Origin of the sequence: Gordonia malaquae NBRC 108250 (assembly GCF_000344135.1) — a bacterium.
Taxonomy (GTDB): Bacteria; Actinomycetota; Actinomycetes; order Mycobacteriales; family Mycobacteriaceae; genus Gordonia; species Gordonia malaquae.
Genome location: NZ_BAOP01000044.1, coordinates 13,055 through 28,865, shown reverse-complemented (window position 1 = coordinate 28,865; position 15,811 = coordinate 13,055). Strand labels below are relative to the sequence as shown.

Below are 15,811 nucleotides of genomic sequence, written 5' to 3'. Positions count from 1 at the left end.
GCACCCGGGTAGATTGGACGACATGAGCAAGCCCCACAGCGACGAGCCGACACTGCCGGACGATGTGTCTGCGTCGGACCTGGATCCGGAGATCCGCCGCGATCTCCAGGCATTGGATCGGACCACTGCGGATCGGGTGGCTCGACACCTGGTGATGGCGTCAGACCTGCTCGGGGTAGACCCAGATGCGGCACTCGCGCACGCGCGTGCCGCACGAGCGCGAGGGGCACGTGTCGGGGTCATCCGCGAAACCGCCGGGATCGCTGCGTACAACGCCGGAGAGTGGCAGGAAGCGATCACCGAACTCCGTGCGGCACGCCGCATGACGGGCGCCGACGAACTGTTGCCGCTGATCGCCGACAGCGAGCGCGGCCTCGGTCGGCCTGAACGGGCAGTAGAGATCGCCGAGAGCGAAGACGGGCGCGCCCTGACCGGCGAGGAAGCACTCGAGATGCTCATCGTCGCGTCCGGAGCGTGCCTCGATCTCGGTCAGCCCGAGCGGTCGGTCGCACTCCTCGAGACCGGAGATCTGCGTCCCGGACGTGTCGGAAGCGACGCCGCCCGCTTGTTCTACGCCTACGCATCGTCACTCGAAGCGGCCGGCCGGCGTGCAGATGCATTGACCTGGTTCCAGAATGCCGCTGCCGCCGACGTAGAAGACCTCACCGACGCCGAATTCCGGCTCATGGACCTCACAGCCGTTGAGCCGGAGTCCACAGACGGCGTCGTCGACGGCAAAGACGCCGGCTCTGGGACCGAGTCGACAAGTCTCGGAGCCCACTACGACACACTTCTCTTCGACCTGGACGGCACCCTCTTCGCCGGAGCGTCTGCGCTCCCGCATGCAGTGTCGGCCGTGAACGATGCCGCGGCCGGAGTCCTGTTCGTGACGAACAATGCGAGCCGTTCTCCGGACGAGGTCGCAGATCACCTCGCCGCGCTCGGCTTCTCGGCGCACTCCGACCAAGTCGTGACAAGCGCACAGGCCGGCGCAACGCTTGTCGCAGAGCGAGTTCCGGCGGGCAGCACGGTGCTCGTCGTCGGTGCACAAAGCCTCCGCGACGAGATCAGCGCCCGTGGGCTGGTCGTCGTGGACTCCGCTGACGACAACCCGGCCGCGGTGGTACAGGGGCACTCACCGGACACCGGGTGGGCCGAGCTCTCCGAAGCGGCGCTCGCGGTGCGAAACGGGGCCGTCTGGGTCGCGTGCAATGTCGACACGACACTGCCGAACGAACGAGGACTTCTCGTCGGCAACGGTTCGATGGTCGCCGCGGTCAAATCGGCAACCGGTGCCGAACCGCTTGTCGCGGGCAAACCTGCGGCACCCATCATGCGCGATGCCCTCTCGCGCGGCGAAGGCCGTCGTCCACTTGTCGTCGGTGACCGACTCGACACCGACATCGCAGGCGCGCACACCGTGGGTCTCGACAGCCTCCTCGTGCTGACCGGGGTGTCGACTGCCGTCGACATGCTGGCTGCAGGCCCGAACTGCCGTCCGACATACGTCGCCGCGAACGGCCTCGCCGGGCTCGCGTCCGATGCGGAATCCCTGCGCATCGGACCACACGACGATTGGCGAGTGCAGGTCATCGACGAGCACGTCACTGTCGCATCACGCGGTGCGAGCGATCCGCTCGCCCTTCTGCCAACCCTGGCGCACGCAGTCTGGACCGCTGATGTCGGAACGCGTGACCTGCGTATCGCGGCCGAGGACGACACGGCGGCAGAAGCACTCGAGGCGGTCGGTCTCGCCGCCCTGCGTTAGCCTGGAGACGTTATGAACTCCGAGGCAGACCCCACCCAGACAGGTTTTGCGCACACAGGTCGCACACCGGAACGTCCGTCACCCGGGGCGATGGCCGCACAGGCAGCTCAGCGCAACTCAGAACCGGGTGATCCTGCAGATCATCCAGTGTCAGGCGCAGTGGACGAACTCCTCGAAGAAGCAGCGATGATCTCCGCCGTCGTCGGAGACGAGTTCGACCTCGGCGCAGTGTCTCGGCAGGCTCAACTGCTCACTCAGGCACACGACGCACTGTCGGCGGCTCTCGAGGACGCACGCTGATGGCGGCTCGTGCACGCCTCGACGCAGAGCTGGTCCGCCGGGGTCTCGCCCGTTCGCGTGAGCAGGCCCGTGAGCTGATCGACGCAGGCAAAGTGAAAGTCAACGGAACCGTGGCCTCCAAGGCCGCGACCAACGTCGCACGAGACACTCCGGTGCTTGTCACCGAGCCGGACACCGATGACTGGGCGTCTCGAGGAGCTCACAAGCTGCTCGGCGCCCTCGAGGCGTTCGAACCTCGAGGAGTCTCCGTCGACGGAAAGCGCTGCCTGGACGCGGGCGCGTCCACCGGCGGCTTCACCGATGTGCTCCTGCGTCGAGGAGCCCGAGAGGTCGAAGCCGTCGACGTCGGCTACGGCCAGCTGGTGTGGAAGCTGCAGACTGACGACCGCGTCCACGTCCACGATCGCACCAACGTCCGAACGATCACGGCCGACTCGATCGGAGGAGAGGTCGACCTCATCGTCGGCGACCTCTCGTTCATCTCGCTACGCCTCGTGCTGCCCGCGCTCGCGGCGTGTCTCGCCGTCGGCGGTGATGCACTCCCGATGGTGAAGCCGCAGTTCGAGGTCGGCAAGGACCGCGTCGGATCTGGAGGAGTCGTCCGAGACCCGGCACTACGCGCAGAAGTGGTCGCGGACGTCGCCCGGACGGCACGGACGCTCGGACTCACGACCCGCGGTGTTGTCGCGAGCCCACTGCCGGGACCGTCGGGCAACGTCGAGTACTTCCTGTGGCTGCGGAAGACGGACACTGGGAGTACGTCGTCCGGGCCTGCGGATACCGTTGAGGTGCCGCCGATCGACGACGACGTGTGGCAGATGATCCTCCAGGCCGTCGCCGACGGTCCCGAATGAACTCCGAAGGCGGGGCCAGCATGTCAGACCGCACCTTCATGGTGGTCGCGCACTCGGGTCGAGACGCGGTCACGACCACCCTGACCACGATCGCGAAACGATGCGCCGACGCCGGGGTCGCGGTTCGCCTGGTCGACCACGACCTGCACGACTCCGGTCACCCGGACCAGACCGCGGCAGCCGATCCCATCGACCCCGAGATCCTGCGCCGCACCGGGGCCGACATCGACGTGACCGATCCCGTGTCGGCGTCCGCGGCGGGCTGTGAGATCGTCATCGTCCTCGGCGGCGACGGCACGTTCCTGCGCGCCGCAGAACTCGCCTATCCGTCGTCCGTGCCGCTGATGGGCATCAACCTCGGTCATATCGGTTTCCTCGCCGAGGCCGAGTCGCACCGCGTCGACGAGATGCTCGACATGCTGATCTCCGGCAGGTACCGCGTGGAGGACAGAATGGTCCTCGACGTGACGGTCAGCGACCCCGGAGCACCGGCGCCACGTAGCCGTACCTGGGCGCTGAACGAAGTAGTGATCCAGAACAAGGCGAAGAGCGGAGTCCTCGAGCTCGTCACCGAAGTCGACGGCCGACCCGTCTCGGCGTTCGGCGCCGACGGCCTTCTCGTCGCGACGCCGACCGGATCCACCGCGTACGCGTTCTCGGCAGGCGGCCCGGTGATGTGGCCGGACCTGGAGGCGATCCTCGTGGTGCCCAGCAACGCACATGCCCTGTTCGCCCGCCCGATGGTCACCTCACCGCGCTCGCGCGTGGCGGTGGAGATCCACCGTGGCGGCCGCGACGGCGTTGCGCTCTGCGACGGTCGGCGTGTCATCGATGTGCCCGCGGGTTCGCGCATCGAGGTGGTGCGCGCTCCGCGTTCCCTGCGCTGGGTGCGGATCGATTCCGAGCCGTTCGCCGACCGACTCGTCACGAAGTTCTCGCTGCCCGTCACGGGTTGGCGGGGGAGGAGCTGAGCCGCGGTGCTCGAAGAACTGTCGATCACAAGCCTCGGCGTCGTGGAGTCGGCGTCTGCCGAGTTCCATCCCGGATTCACCGCACTCACCGGTGAGACCGGTGCGGGCAAGACGATGATCGTGACCAGTCTGCGGCTGCTTTCCGGCGGACGCGCCGACGCCGGCCGCGTGCGAACCGGCGACGACCGGGCCATCGTCGAAGGGCGTTTTCGTCTGCCCGACGACCACGGCGCGACTATCACCGAGCTGCTCGACGAGACCGGGGCCGACGTCGACGACGACAACACTGTCATCGCGTCCCGCACGGTGAGCGCCGACGGACGATCGCGTGCGCGATTGGGCGGCCGCAGCGTTCCGGTAGGCACTCTCGGCGCGCTGACCGGGGAACTCCTTGCGATTCACGGCCAGAACGATCAACTCAGGCTCATCCGGGGCGACCAGCAGCGGGCGGCGCTCGACCGGTACGCGGGCGACGCTGCGGCGAAGACGTTGGCGAAGTACCGGCAGGCCCGTGACAAGTGGGTGCGGGTCCTCGACGAACTCGATCGACTGCGAGCCGACTCACGGGAGATGGCGCAGGAGGCGGACCGTCTGCGGTTCGGACTCGAGGAGATCGACGCCGTGAAGCCCGTTCCGGGTGAGGACGCGGAACTCGTCGAGATCGTTCGACGGCTGACCGATCTGGAGGACATCCGCAGTGCCGCATCGCAGGCGCAGGGGATCGTGGCGGGTGACACCGGCTCGGTGGTCGACGCGCTCGGCACCGTCCGCTCGCTTCTGGAGTCGGCCGCCGATCAGACATTGCGCGACTTGCGCCCTCGGATCGAAGAGGCGCTGGCCGTGGTCGGCGACATCGGCGACGAGCTGACCGGCTTCCTCGCTGGACTGCCGGACGACGCCGCGGACCTCGACTCGCTCTTGACCCGGCAGGCCGAACTCAAATCTCTCACGCGCAAGTACGCGGCCGACGTCGACGGTGTGCTCGAGTGGCAGGAGCAGGCGCAACGCCGCCTCACCGAGATCGATGATCCGCAGTCGCGGATCGACGAGTTGGAGGCGTCGTCGCTCAGCATCCGCGATGAGGTCGCAGCGTTGGCCACCAAGCTTCACGCGCAACGGTCGAAGGCGGCGAAGTCGTTGGCGGCCAAGGTATCCGTCGAGTTGGCAGGGCTGGCGATGGGTGGCAGCGAGCTCGCTGTCGTCGTCTCGTTGCGCCCCGCGGACGATCCCCGGCTGGCGGTCGAGATCAACGGGACGCAGGCGCACGCCGGGGGACACGGCGCCGACGTCGTCGAGTTCGGCCTTGTCGCGCATAAGGGCGCCGCACCGCTCCCGATTGCGAAATCCGCGTCAGGCGGTGAACTGTCTCGCGTGATGCTTGCGCTGGAAGTGGTGTTGGCTGAACCCGATTCGGGATCGGTCATGGTATTCGACGAAGTCGACGCAGGAGTGGGTGGCGGTGCTGCCGTCCAGATCGGTGCACGTCTTGCACGTCTCGCCCGTCGGCATCAGGTGATCGTGGTGACTCACTTGCCGCAGGTGGCCGCTTTTGCCGACAATCACCTGCTGATCGGAAAGGAAGGCGGCGGGTCCGCAGGTCGACAGCGATCGACCCTGACCGCACTCGATCGCGCCGCCCGAGTCTCTGAACTGGCGAGAATGCTTGCTGGACTTGGTGATTCGGACACGGGGCGGGCGCACGCCGAGGAGCTTCTCCAGACGGCGGAGGCCGCCCGGGCGGAGCAGTGAGGTGCCGGAACTGAACTCGACAGGCCGAGGCGCATGTGACTGATGTGATTAAAGTTTCCTGAGTTACGGCGCGCCTCCTGGTCATCGTCGGCGGACCGGCCCACCATGGCAGTCATGAGGATGCCTGCCCTGCTATCGCGGAACACCGAAGTTCTTCCCGGTCTGATCGGCATTGCGCGGATCGACAAGAACACCAAACGACTCCTGCAGAGGATCGGCGAGGACGAGATCGCCGTCCTCGACGAGGTCGATCTCGACCGAGTGACCGCCGACGCGCTGATCGAAGCGAAGGTCGCGGCCGTTGTGAACGTCAGCGAGTCGATCACAGGTCGCTATCCGAACCTCGGTCCGGAGGTGCTCGCGGCGTCGGGCATCGTCCTGCTCGACAACGTCGGCGGCGAGATCTTCTCGCGAATCAAGGACGGACAGAAGGTGCGCGTGCACGATGCGCGCCTGTACGTCGGCGATCGTGTCGTGGCGCGGGGTGAGGAACTCGACGAGCGCATCGTCGCCGATCGAATGCTCGACGCGAAGACCGGTCTCGTCGACCACCTCGAAGCGTTCTCGGGCAATACCATTGAGTTCATCCGCAGCGAGTCGCCGCTGCTCATCGACGGCGTGGGCATCCCGGATGTGCGCTGCAAACTCGAAGGCCGCCACGTGGTCGTCGTCGCCGAAGGTGTGGGTCGCGGCGCGGATCTGAAGGCGCTCAAGCCGTTCATCAAGGAGTATCAGCCGATCATGATCGGTGTCGGTGCGGGCGCCGACACCCTGATGAAGGCCGGATACCGTCCTGCGATCGTCGTCGGCGACCCCGACGAGATCGACACCGACACTCTCAAGTCGGGTGCGGAACTCGTCCTGCCCGCCGACCCGGACGGTCATGCTCCGGGGCTCGAACGCATTCAAGACCTCGGGGTCGGGGCGACGACGTTTCCCGCCGCCGGCTCCGCCGCAGATCTTGCGCTGCTCCTCGCCGACTTCCACGGCGCGGACCTCATCGTGACAGCCGGCCTCGGCGGTTCACTCAACGACTTCTTCGATCGTGAACTGCGCGATCAGATCCCGTCGACGTTCCTGACCCGCCTGAAGGTCGGCCCCAAGCTCGTCGACGCGAAAGCGGTCTCGACTCTCTACCGCAGTCGGGTGAGTGGAACCGCCATCGCCATGCTGATGTTGGCGGCGCTCATCGCGATCATCGCGACCGTCATCATCACGCAGGGCGGCAGTGACATGACCGGCTGGATCGTCGACCGCTGGAATGTGTTCGTCGAGTGGATCTCCGGGGTGTGGAACACCAAATGAAAGTTGTGTGGAACACCAAATGATCACTATGCGTCAACACGCGATCTCGTTGATCGCGGTATTTCTCGCGCTAGCGTTGGGACTCTTCCTGGGGTCGGGCTTCATCGGTGATCGTGTCAACGCGCTCACCGGCACCGATCGCGACAGGATCAGTTCCCTGCAGGACGAGCGAGACGACCTGTCGGCTCAGGTCAACTCCGCTGACAGCTTCACATCCGCGATAGGCGGCCGACTCACCAAGGACGTGCTGAAAGACAAGTCGGTGCTCGTGGTCACGGCGCCTGACGCGGCTGATGCGGATGTGACGGCGCTCAAGGAACTGCTCAACGACGCGGGAGCGACGTTCGCCGGCCAGATCGGACTCACCACCTCGTTCATCCGTGACGAGAACGCGTCCAAACTGCGGACGGTCATCGACCAGTCCATTCCGACCGGCGCCCAGCTGCGCGTCGAGTTCACGGACTCCGGATCACGAACCGGCGACCTGCTCGGCGTCACGCTGCTGCATCGGAGTGGGCAGCGTGCGGCATCGGACGCCGATCGGCGAACGGTGCTCGACACCCTGCGCGGGGGCGAGTTCATCGAGTTCGCCGACGGAACTGTGAAGCCCGCCGACCTCGTTCTGGTGGTTGCAGGTGGAGAGATGGGCGAGAACTCCGGCGCGCAGGGACAACTCGTCGGCAGGCTCGCAGCCACGATGGCGATGCGAGGACAAGGCGGCGCACTGGTCGGGCGCACAGGCTCGGCCGAGGGCGGTTCGCCGATCGGCGTCGTGCGGTCCGATCCGGCGCTCCGCAACGCTGTCTCGACTGTCGACAACGTCGACCGCGAAACCGGGCGTCTGACCACGATCCTGGCGCTCGGCGAAGAGCTCGCGGGCCGTTCGGGCGCCTTCGGCACCGGCCCCGGTGCGACGGCCATCACGGTCGGAGCCGAACCTGCACGATGACGGCGGCGTGTCGCGCACACCCGCGCGAAACCCTGTTAGGCTGAAGTCCCGTAGGTCATCAGGTATTCGGCAATCCTGATACACCCCGACGGGAGAATCATTTGCGATCACTGCGTTCCGAGCGTGTCAGTCCCAAGCACATCTTCGTGACGGGCGGTGTCGCATCCTCGCTCGGCAAGGGTCTCACCGCTTCGAGCCTGGGTCAGCTCCTCACCGCACGCGGCATGCGTGTCACGATGCAGAAGGTCGATCCGTACCTCAATGTCGATCCGGGAACGATGAATCCGTTCCAGCACGGTGAGGTGTTCGTCACCGAGGACGGCGGCGAGACGGACCTCGACATCGGTCACTACGAGCGCTTCCTCGACCGGAACCTGTCGGGTACCGCCAACGTGACGACCGGTCAGGTGTACTCGACGGTCATCGCGAAGGAACGACGCGGCGAGTACCTCGGCGACACCGTGCAGGTGATCCCGCACATCACCGACGAACTCAAGGCGCGGATGCTCGCCATGCACGAGCCGGATTCGTCGGGAGAGGCCCCCGACGTGGTGATCACCGAGATCGGCGGCACCGTCGGCGACATCGAGTCGCTGCCGTTCATCGAAGCGGCCCGCCAGATCCGCCACGACCTCGGCCGCAACAACGTCTTCTTCCTTCACGTCTCGCTGGTTCCGTACCTCGCGCCGTCGGGTGAGCTGAAGACCAAGCCGACGCAGCACTCGGTCGCGGCTCTCCGCAGCATCGGCATTCAGCCGGACGCCCTGATCCTGCGCTGCGATCGGCCTGTTCCGGACGGCTTGAAGAAGAAGATCGCGTTGATGTGCGACGTGGACGTCGACGGCTGCATCTCGACGCCTGACGCTCCGTCGATTTACGACATCCCCAAGGTGCTGCACTCCGAGCAGTTGGACGCATACGTCGTCCGCCAGCTCGGGCTGCCGTTCCGCGACGTCGATTGGACCGTGTGGGGCGATCTTCTCGAGCGGGTCCACAATCCGCGTGAGACCGTCACCGTTGCACTGGTCGGCAAGTACATCGACCTGCCCGACGCCTACCTGTCGGTGACCGAGGCCATCCGTGCAGGCGGTTTCGCCCATCGTGCGCGCACCGAGATCAAGTGGGTGCCGTCGGACGACTGCGAGACTCCCGAAGGCGCCAACACCGCTCTTCGAGACGTGGACGCGATTCTGGTTCCCGGCGGCTTCGGCATCCGTGGAATCGAAGGCAAGCTCGGCGCCATCACCTATGCCCGCGAGAACAAGATCCCGCTGCTCGGCCTGTGCCTCGGACTGCAGTGTGTGGTCATCGAAGCCGCGCGCTCGGCTGGACTCTCTGACGCGAGTTCCACGGAGTTCGATCCGGAGACCCCGTCACCGGTCATCGCTACCATGGCCGATCAGGAGGCAGCCGTCGCAGGCGACGCCGACCTGGGCGGCACCATGCGTCTCGGCGCATACCCGGCCACTCTGATCCCGGGTTCGCAGGTCGCGAAGTCGTACGGTTCCACCGATGTCAGCGAGCGTCACCGTCACCGGTTCGAGGTCAACAACGACTACCGCGACAAGATCGCCGAAGCCGGCCTCGTGTTCTCCGGAACCTCACCCGACGGTCGCCTCGTCGAGTTCGTCGAGTACCCGAAGGACGTGCACCCGTTCCTCGTCGCCACGCAGGCGCACCCGGAGCTCAAGAGCCGCCCGACCCGTCCGCATCCGCTGTTCAAGTCGCTGATCGACGCGGCGCTGCGCTACAAGCAGGCGACCCGGCTTCCGGTTGAGCTCGACGGATACGACGCGCCGGACCGTGAGGACGATCAGGTCCAGGCCGCAGAGTGAGCGGGCCCGGATCGCACGATTTCCGGACCGTGGGGTCGGAGACCGTCTATTCGGGTGCGATCCTGTCGCTGCGCCTCGACGACGTCGAGATGCCGGGCGGCCGGACGGCACGCCGCGAAGTGGTGGAACACCACGGTGCGGTGGCCGTCGTCGCACGTGACGAGCAGGGGCGGGTTGCTCTGATCCGCCAGTATCGGCACCCCGTCGGTCGTCGACTGTTGGAGATCCCCGCCGGACTCCTCGACGGAGGCCCGTCTGAAGAGCCGCTTGACGCTGCGAAACGGGAACTCGCCGAAGAAGTGGATCTTGCTGCGGCGCAGTGGCGCGTGCTTGTCGACCTCGACGTGTCGCCGGGCTTCACGGACGAGGCGTTGCGCGTCTATCTCGCCGAGGATCTGACGGCGCTTCCCGAGGCGGAGCGCGAGCACGAAGAAGCAGACCTGGCTCTGGAGTGGTACCCGCTGTCGGAGGCGGTCGGGCTGGCTCTGTCCGGAGAGATCGTCAACGCCACCGCGGTCGCGGGGATCCTCGCGTTGGCTGCCGCCGACGCCACGGCCGCCGACCTCAGAGGCGTCGACGAAGTGTGGCGTGACAGACCGACTGCGTTCGAGACGCGTCGGAGCTCCTGATGGCGGGCCGGTCCGGCGTCGACGACGCGGTGGCTGCCTACCTCGATCACCTCACGGTGGAGCGGGGCGCTGCCGTCAACACGATCTCGTCGTACCGCCGCGACTTGCGCCGCTACCAAGAGTTCCTGGCCGGGCGGGGAGTGACTGACCTGGCCGATGTCCGCGAGGACACGGTTCGAGAGTTTCTCGTTGCGCTCCGGCGCGGCGATCCTGCCGCTGAGGTGGCGCCTCTCGCGGACAGCTCGGTGGCGCGGACATTGATCGCGGCGCGTGGTTTCCACAAGTTCGCGGCGGCGGAAGGTCTTGTGTCCGATGACGTGGCCCATGCCGTCCGGCCGCCGAAGGCTCCTCGGCGACTCCCGAAGTCGTTGCCGGTGGACGACGTCCTCGCGATCCTCGATGCCGCGGGAACGTCGGACGGCCCTCGTGCCCTCCGTGATCGGGCACTGCTCGAACTGCTGTACAGCTGTGGCGCCCGTATCTCCGAGGTCACGTCGCTCGACGTCGACGACATCGATGTGGAGCATCGAGCCGTGGTACTGCGGGGCAAGGGAGGCAAGGAGCGGATCGTTCCGGTCGGTCGTCCGGCGCTCGCCGCGGTGGATGCGTATCTCGTGCGTGGCCGACCTGCTCTGGTCAAGAAGGGGACACCCGCGCTCTTCCTCAACATTCGGGGTGGACGACTGTCGAGGCAGAGCGCTTGGCAGGTCCTCGTTGACGCTGCCGACCGGGCGGGCATCACGAAGGACGTCTCGCCGCACACTCTGCGACACAGTTTTGCGACCCATCTTCTTGACGGTGGGGCCGACGTCCGCGTGGTCCAAGAGCTTCTTGGGCACTCTTCAGTCACGACCACGCAGGTCTACACGCTCGTCACCGTCACCACGATGCGCGAGGTGTACGCCACGGCGCATCCTCGCGCACGCTGAACCGAACGATCCTAGTCAAGCATCGCGGGGTGTCTCACTTCGTGCCGTCGTAAGCGGTGCGATCCGTTTACCGACAAGGCTTTCGAGCGCCGCCTGACGTGATGGATTGAGAAGCCCCCATACTCGATCGAACGGATACCATGGCTCATTCGTCTGGCGGTAGCCCGCGGGGACACCCCAGAACCCCTGCGCTGAGCCTGTCGTTGAACGATTGCTGACTTCCACCGTCCATGAAGAGCATCAGCTGGTGGCCTACGCGAAACGGCACGTGTTCGGCGCTGACGAACGAAATCCTGCGGGGTCCGACACGCCATTCGGCGCGTCGAGAGATGTACTCTATCGCGCCGTCGATGGTGTCACCCGATGCGATCAATCGGGCGAGCATCTCGGTCGCTGGAGTGTCGTGCTTGTCACGCAGAGCACCAATGGTGGTCACGCACTCTACGACAACCGCAGGATCTTCCAAGTCCTGAGCCATCACCCAGAGGTGGCCTTCGTCGGAGGCGTTCCAGTCATGCCCGAGATCATGCTGGAGCCGGAACGCCGACCATAGAGATTCCCAACGTGCTTCCGGGCCTCTGCTCGCGTAGCTTCCTGCCCGCGCCCGGTCGCCAGTGACAAAGACGTCGCCGTGGCCGCGAGGGTCAAGGACTGCGAATCGCCCGTGTTTTGTGAGGTCTGTTCGTAGTTGAGTTACGTCAAATCCCGACTCGACGACGACCGCCTCGATCTGGGTTTCGACAGGGACAGACGTAAACCCGCTGCGCGCAATCTCGACAGCTGCACTGGCCCGGGTTCCGTGATACATCACTATTTGAGCTTCACGGAGATGCTCGATCTCGCTACTAGTCATTACTGCCTCGGAGCTCATAACCGAGTACCTCCATGCTGAACCTGCTGACGCAGACGGCCTTTTCTGGTCGTGCGAGTCCTAGTGCGCGTGTTGTCGGACAGGGGTCGTTTCGCTTGCCGCCGCTGAGCAATCCTAGAGTTGAGGAATCGCGACTGAGACAGTACTGCGCGACTAGGCGCAGGATGCGGGAGAAGTCGTTGTCGGCGAGTGCTCAAAGTTGTCGTGGAGCCCGATCGCACTGAGTTCAGAAAGGTGGTGGTCCGGCGGAGTCGTACTCCACTTGGCGTTCCGCTTCCGCGCAGGCGCGGGCGAACCGGCGGCGTGACCGCAGTCGCATGCGGTAGGCGTGTTTGACCTGGGTGCGAGTCTTGCTGCGCGTCGGGGCCACACTGGTGTCGATGCCGGGGTCAGTCGGGGCGCCGTGACGGCACGGCAGAAGACCCAGACCCGGTAGGAGCCAATAGTTACGGGCTCGAGCCCGGATCGTATGGCCGGACGGGGTGGTCGTCTCGGTCCAGATGACGCCGTTGGCGTCGGTGATCTGGTCGTCGAGCCAGCCGTCGACATGGGTCTTCACCAGGTGATGGAACCGGCACTTCGGGCCGAGGTTGCACGGGCATGTCGGGCCGCCCGCTGCGGGGCGGTCGTGGTTGAACTCGGTGACGTGGTCGAGATCGCAGTCCCACGCCGTCCGGGTGCAGCCGGGAACGGTGCATCGTCCGTGCACCGCGCGGGAGGCGGTGTCCGCGGCCGCACCGGGCCGGTAGTCGGCCGGCCGAGCGGTGGTGGCGGTGAGATCGAGCGGCCGAATGACAGTGCCGGGCCGGGCGGCGATCTCGCGTGCGTGGTGAGAGTCGATGACGCCGTTCCGTCCATCCAGCCCGCCGTGGTCGACTCTCCGTTGAGGGTCGTCGCATCGGCGATGACGTGGACGATCACCGTGGCGAACCGTTCGCCGATCTCGGCGGCCGTTGCCGCCGCGGGGCAGTCGGTGTTGCCGCAGGTGCAGCCGAACGTGGTGCCGGTGAGCCGGGCGATCGCCAGGTCCGAGCGGCGTGCGCCGACCGACCTCGGGTCGTCGGTGCAGGTCAGGGTGGCAGCGTCGGCGTCGATGGCCTTCTTGGCGAGCAGGACCTGCTCGGCGTCGGGGTCGTGTTCGGCGACGATCCGCCGAGCGGTGTCTTTGCCGGTGCTCCACGAGACGGCCCCGCTGTCGCGCAGTTCCTGCGCGAGGTCTGCGTCGATGGCCGCGATGCTCTCGGCGTCCTCGACTGCCGTGCACTGCATGACGATCGTTCGGAAGGTGGCGAAGGAGATCAGACCGTCGCGCAGCAGGCCTGCGACGCGCGGGAGGCGGTCACGGGCGTCGAGTGCCACCTCGACCAGGGCCGACCCGGTGCTCTTGCCGACCGACATGACAGCGGCGACCTCGGCGCCGAGCACGGTGGTGCCATTCAACAGCAGCATGTCGTCGCCGTCGGCCGCCGCGGCCTCGCGTCGAGCGGCGATCTCGCCGATCATCCGCAGGCGACGCCACGCCAGGTGCGCCTCATCGGCGATGAGGGTTCGGACCGCACCGAGATCGTCGAAGTCGTTGCCCGAGGTGTCGACTCCGAGCGAACCGGTGATGGTGCTGGCCATGGTGGGACTCCTTTCGACCTGTAGGTGAGGTAGAAGAAACTCGAACTGATGTTCTAATCGTAGCGCTCATTCCGAATGTCTGCAATAGGCAATTGAAGGAGTGTGAGGGAAGTGTTCTCGACTAGATCGAGGGGAGCTGCGCCGGGGTTCTTGCGGCCGGTCGCCATGAAGGATGTGCGGCTCGCCGACGGCGTCGCACCCCTTCGGGCGGCGACCCTCTAGGATTGCCAGTGGACCGTCGGAGACTGAGAAGGAGCATCGGACAGGTGGACTACAAAGCCGGTGCCAAGGCGACGCAGGGCGAGCTCGACGTCCCCGCTGACAAGCTCGGACCAACCGGCCGTCCCTACCGCGACATCCCGGATCCGGCGCCGCTGGACAAGCACGGCCCGGCAGTCATCCTCGCGATGTGCAACCAGAAGGGCGGCGTCGGCAAGACGACGTCGACCATCAACCTGGGAGCTTCGCTGGCCGAAGCCGGACGACGCGTGCTGCTCGTCGACCTCGATCCACAGGGCGCTCTGTCCGCCGGACTCGGAGTGCCGCACCACGAACTCGAGCAGACCGTCCACAATCTCCTCGTGCCGCCGTACGCGGCGACCGACGACGTGTTGATGCGTACTCGAGTCGACGGGCTCGACCTGCTCCCGTCGAACATCGACCTCTCGGCAGCCGAGATCCAGCTCGTGACCGAGGTCGGTCGTGAGCAGGCGCTGGCCCGTGCACTGCACCCCGTGGCCGATCGGTACGACTACATCCTCATCGACTGCCAGCCCTCTCTGGGGCTGCTGACTGTCAACGCGCTGGCGTGCGCCGACAACGTGTTGATCCCGATGGAGTGCGAGTACTTCAGTCTCCGCGGGCTCGCCTTGCTCACCGACACCATCGACAAGGTGCACGACCGCCTCAACCCGCGGCTGGAACTCGGCGGGATCGTGGTCACGATGTACGACCAGCGCACCCTTCACTCGCGAGACGTGATGCAACGTGTGGTCGAAGTGTTCGGCGACGCGGTGTTCGACACGGTCATCAACCGGACCGTCCGGTTCCCCGAGACGTCGGTCGCCGGTGAGCCGATCACGTCGTGGGCGCCCAAGTCGTCGGGCGCAGCCGCGTACCGGAGCCTTGCGCGAGAGGTGATCGCCCACAACGAAACGCGCACGTGACGCAGACCCCCGTCATCGACGAGGCGGCCCAGGGGGGTGCCGTTCAAGATGCTGCTGGGGCCGACCCGGCGGATGACGGGAAGTTCACGGTCAAGCTGACCAATTTCACCGGGCCGTTCGACCTGCTGTTGAACCTGATCAGCCAGCACCGGCTCGACGTGACCGAAGTCGCTCTGCATGTGGTCACCGACGATTTCATCGCCTACACCAAGGCGCTCGGTCCAGACTCGGACCTCGAGCAGACCACCGAGTTCCTGGTGATCGCCGCGACCCTGCTCGATCTGAAGGCCGCGCGATTGCTGCCCTCCGGCGAAGTGGACGACCCGGAAGACCTCGCGCTGCTCGAAGCCCGCGATCTGCTGTTCGCGCGACTGCTGCAGTACCGAGCCTTCAAGCAGGTCGCTGTACTGTTCGCCGAACTGGAAGCCGCTGCACTGCAACGGTATCCGCGCGCGGTATCGCTAGAGGACCGCTACGTGGACCTGCTGCCCGAGGTGAAGATCGGCGTCGACGCCGCACAGTTCGCGCAGATCGCCGCGGCGGCGATCGCGCCGAAACCGATTCCGACCGTCGGTCTCGACCACCTCCACGGGTCGCCGGTGTCCGTGCCGGAACAGGCCAAGCGACTGTCGGAGCTCCTGGCAGACGCCAAGGGGGAGTGGCTCAGCTTCTCCCAGCTCGTCGCGGAATGCACGAGCGGACTCGAAGTGGTTGCACGATTCCTCGGTCTGCTCGAGCTGTATCGCGAACGAGCCGTGCTGTTCTCCCAGCCGGAGGCGCTCGGCGAACTCAAAGTGGTCTGGACCAGCGACCGCGACACTGACGAGATCGACATCGACACCACGGAAGACTATGGGTGAGG

General features: G+C 66.2%; 15 protein-coding genes. 12 read left to right on the top strand and 3 right to left on the bottom strand.

Translation table 11 applies throughout. The annotated features are described in order from the left end of the window. Positions 1 to 22: 22 nt before the first annotated feature. The 10 genes from GM1_RS19640 (at position 23) to xerD (ending at position 11,289) form a co-directional block, all read left to right on the top strand. On the top strand, positions 23 to 1,768 hold the full coding sequence (locus GM1_RS19640; protein ID WP_008381813.1) for an HAD-IIA family hydrolase: 1,746 nt from the start codon (positions 23 to 25) through the stop codon (positions 1,766 to 1,768). Between the two features lie 12 nt (positions 1,769 to 1,780). Then, positions 1,781 to 2,068, top strand: a complete 288-nt coding sequence (locus GM1_RS19635; RefSeq protein WP_008381811.1) for a hypothetical protein — start codon at positions 1,781 to 1,783, stop codon at positions 2,066 to 2,068. Then, positions 2,068 to 2,922 (top strand): TlyA family RNA methyltransferase, encoded by an 855-nt coding sequence (locus tag GM1_RS19630; protein WP_008381809.1) that lies wholly within the window; start codon positions 2,068 to 2,070, stop codon positions 2,920 to 2,922. Before GM1_RS19635 ends, GM1_RS19630 begins: the two co-directional genes overlap by 1 nt. Positions 2,923 to 2,942: 20 nt before the next feature. Further along, positions 2,943 to 3,893, top strand: a complete 951-nt coding sequence (locus tag GM1_RS19625; protein WP_008381807.1) for an NAD kinase — start codon at positions 2,943 to 2,945, stop codon at positions 3,891 to 3,893. A gap of 6 nt (positions 3,894 to 3,899) precedes the next feature. Next, positions 3,900 to 5,642 carry a DNA repair protein RecN gene (gene recN / locus GM1_RS19620; protein WP_008381805.1) on the top strand — a complete coding sequence of 581 codons (1,743 nt, stop codon included), beginning with the start codon at positions 3,900 to 3,902 and terminating at the stop codon, positions 5,640 to 5,642. Positions 5,643 to 5,762: 120 nt separating this feature from the next. Further along, positions 5,763 to 6,947, top strand: coding sequence for a putative cytokinetic ring protein SteA (gene steA / locus GM1_RS19615; protein ID WP_008381804.1), 1,185 nt, complete (start codon positions 5,763 to 5,765; stop codon positions 6,945 to 6,947). Between the two features lie 19 nt (positions 6,948 to 6,966). Then, the gene (locus tag GM1_RS19610; protein WP_040520801.1) at positions 6,967 to 7,896 is read left to right on the top strand and encodes a copper transporter; all 930 of its coding nucleotides are present in this window, start codon (positions 6,967 to 6,969) and stop codon (positions 7,894 to 7,896) included. Between the two features lie 101 nt (positions 7,897 to 7,997). Continuing rightward, positions 7,998 to 9,731: a CTP synthase gene (gene pyrG, locus GM1_RS19605; RefSeq protein ID WP_008381800.1), complete on the top strand. Its 1,734-nt coding sequence runs from the start codon at positions 7,998 to 8,000 to the stop codon at positions 9,729 to 9,731. Further along, complete coding sequence (locus tag GM1_RS19600; protein ID WP_008381798.1) at positions 9,728 to 10,360, top strand: NUDIX domain-containing protein; 633 nt, start codon at positions 9,728 to 9,730, stop codon at positions 10,358 to 10,360. The genes pyrG and GM1_RS19600 overlap by 4 nt, the downstream gene beginning before the upstream one ends. Continuing rightward, positions 10,360 to 11,289, top strand: a complete 930-nt coding sequence (gene xerD, locus GM1_RS19595) for a site-specific tyrosine recombinase XerD (protein ID WP_008381796.1) — start codon at positions 10,360 to 10,362, stop codon at positions 11,287 to 11,289. Before GM1_RS19600 ends, xerD begins: the two co-directional genes overlap by 1 nt. A 145-nt stretch (positions 11,290 to 11,434) precedes the next feature. Here the strand turns inward: xerD and GM1_RS19590 are convergent, their stop codons facing one another. The 3 genes from GM1_RS19590 to GM1_RS19585 form a co-directional block, all read right to left on the bottom strand. Beyond that, a complete protein-coding gene (locus tag GM1_RS19590; protein ID WP_008381794.1) occupies positions 11,435 to 12,160 on the bottom strand; it encodes a hypothetical protein in 726 nt (241 codons plus the stop codon). Positions 12,161 to 12,386: 226 nt separating this feature from the next. Then, complete coding sequence (locus GM1_RS21770; protein WP_008381792.1) at positions 12,387 to 12,719, bottom strand: hypothetical protein; 333 nt, start codon at positions 12,717 to 12,719, stop codon at positions 12,387 to 12,389. Beyond that, positions 12,716 to 13,783 carry a DUF222 domain-containing protein gene (locus GM1_RS19585; protein WP_008381790.1) on the bottom strand — a complete coding sequence of 356 codons (1,068 nt, stop codon included), beginning with the start codon at positions 13,781 to 13,783 and terminating at the stop codon, positions 12,716 to 12,718. Before GM1_RS19585 ends, GM1_RS21770 begins: the two co-directional genes overlap by 4 nt. A 266-nt stretch (positions 13,784 to 14,049) precedes the next feature. On the opposite strand from GM1_RS19585, the gene GM1_RS19580 reads away from it, so the two are divergent. Together GM1_RS19580 and GM1_RS19575 are read left to right on the top strand one after the other, a co-directional pair. Further along, positions 14,050 to 14,949, top strand: coding sequence for a ParA family protein (locus GM1_RS19580; RefSeq protein ID WP_008381787.1), 900 nt, complete (start codon positions 14,050 to 14,052; stop codon positions 14,947 to 14,949). Continuing rightward, positions 14,946 to 15,809, top strand: a complete 864-nt coding sequence (locus GM1_RS19575; RefSeq protein ID WP_008381785.1) for a segregation and condensation protein A — start codon at positions 14,946 to 14,948, stop codon at positions 15,807 to 15,809. The genes GM1_RS19580 and GM1_RS19575 overlap by 4 nt, the downstream gene beginning before the upstream one ends. The last annotated feature ends 2 nt before the right edge of the window (positions 15,810 to 15,811 follow it).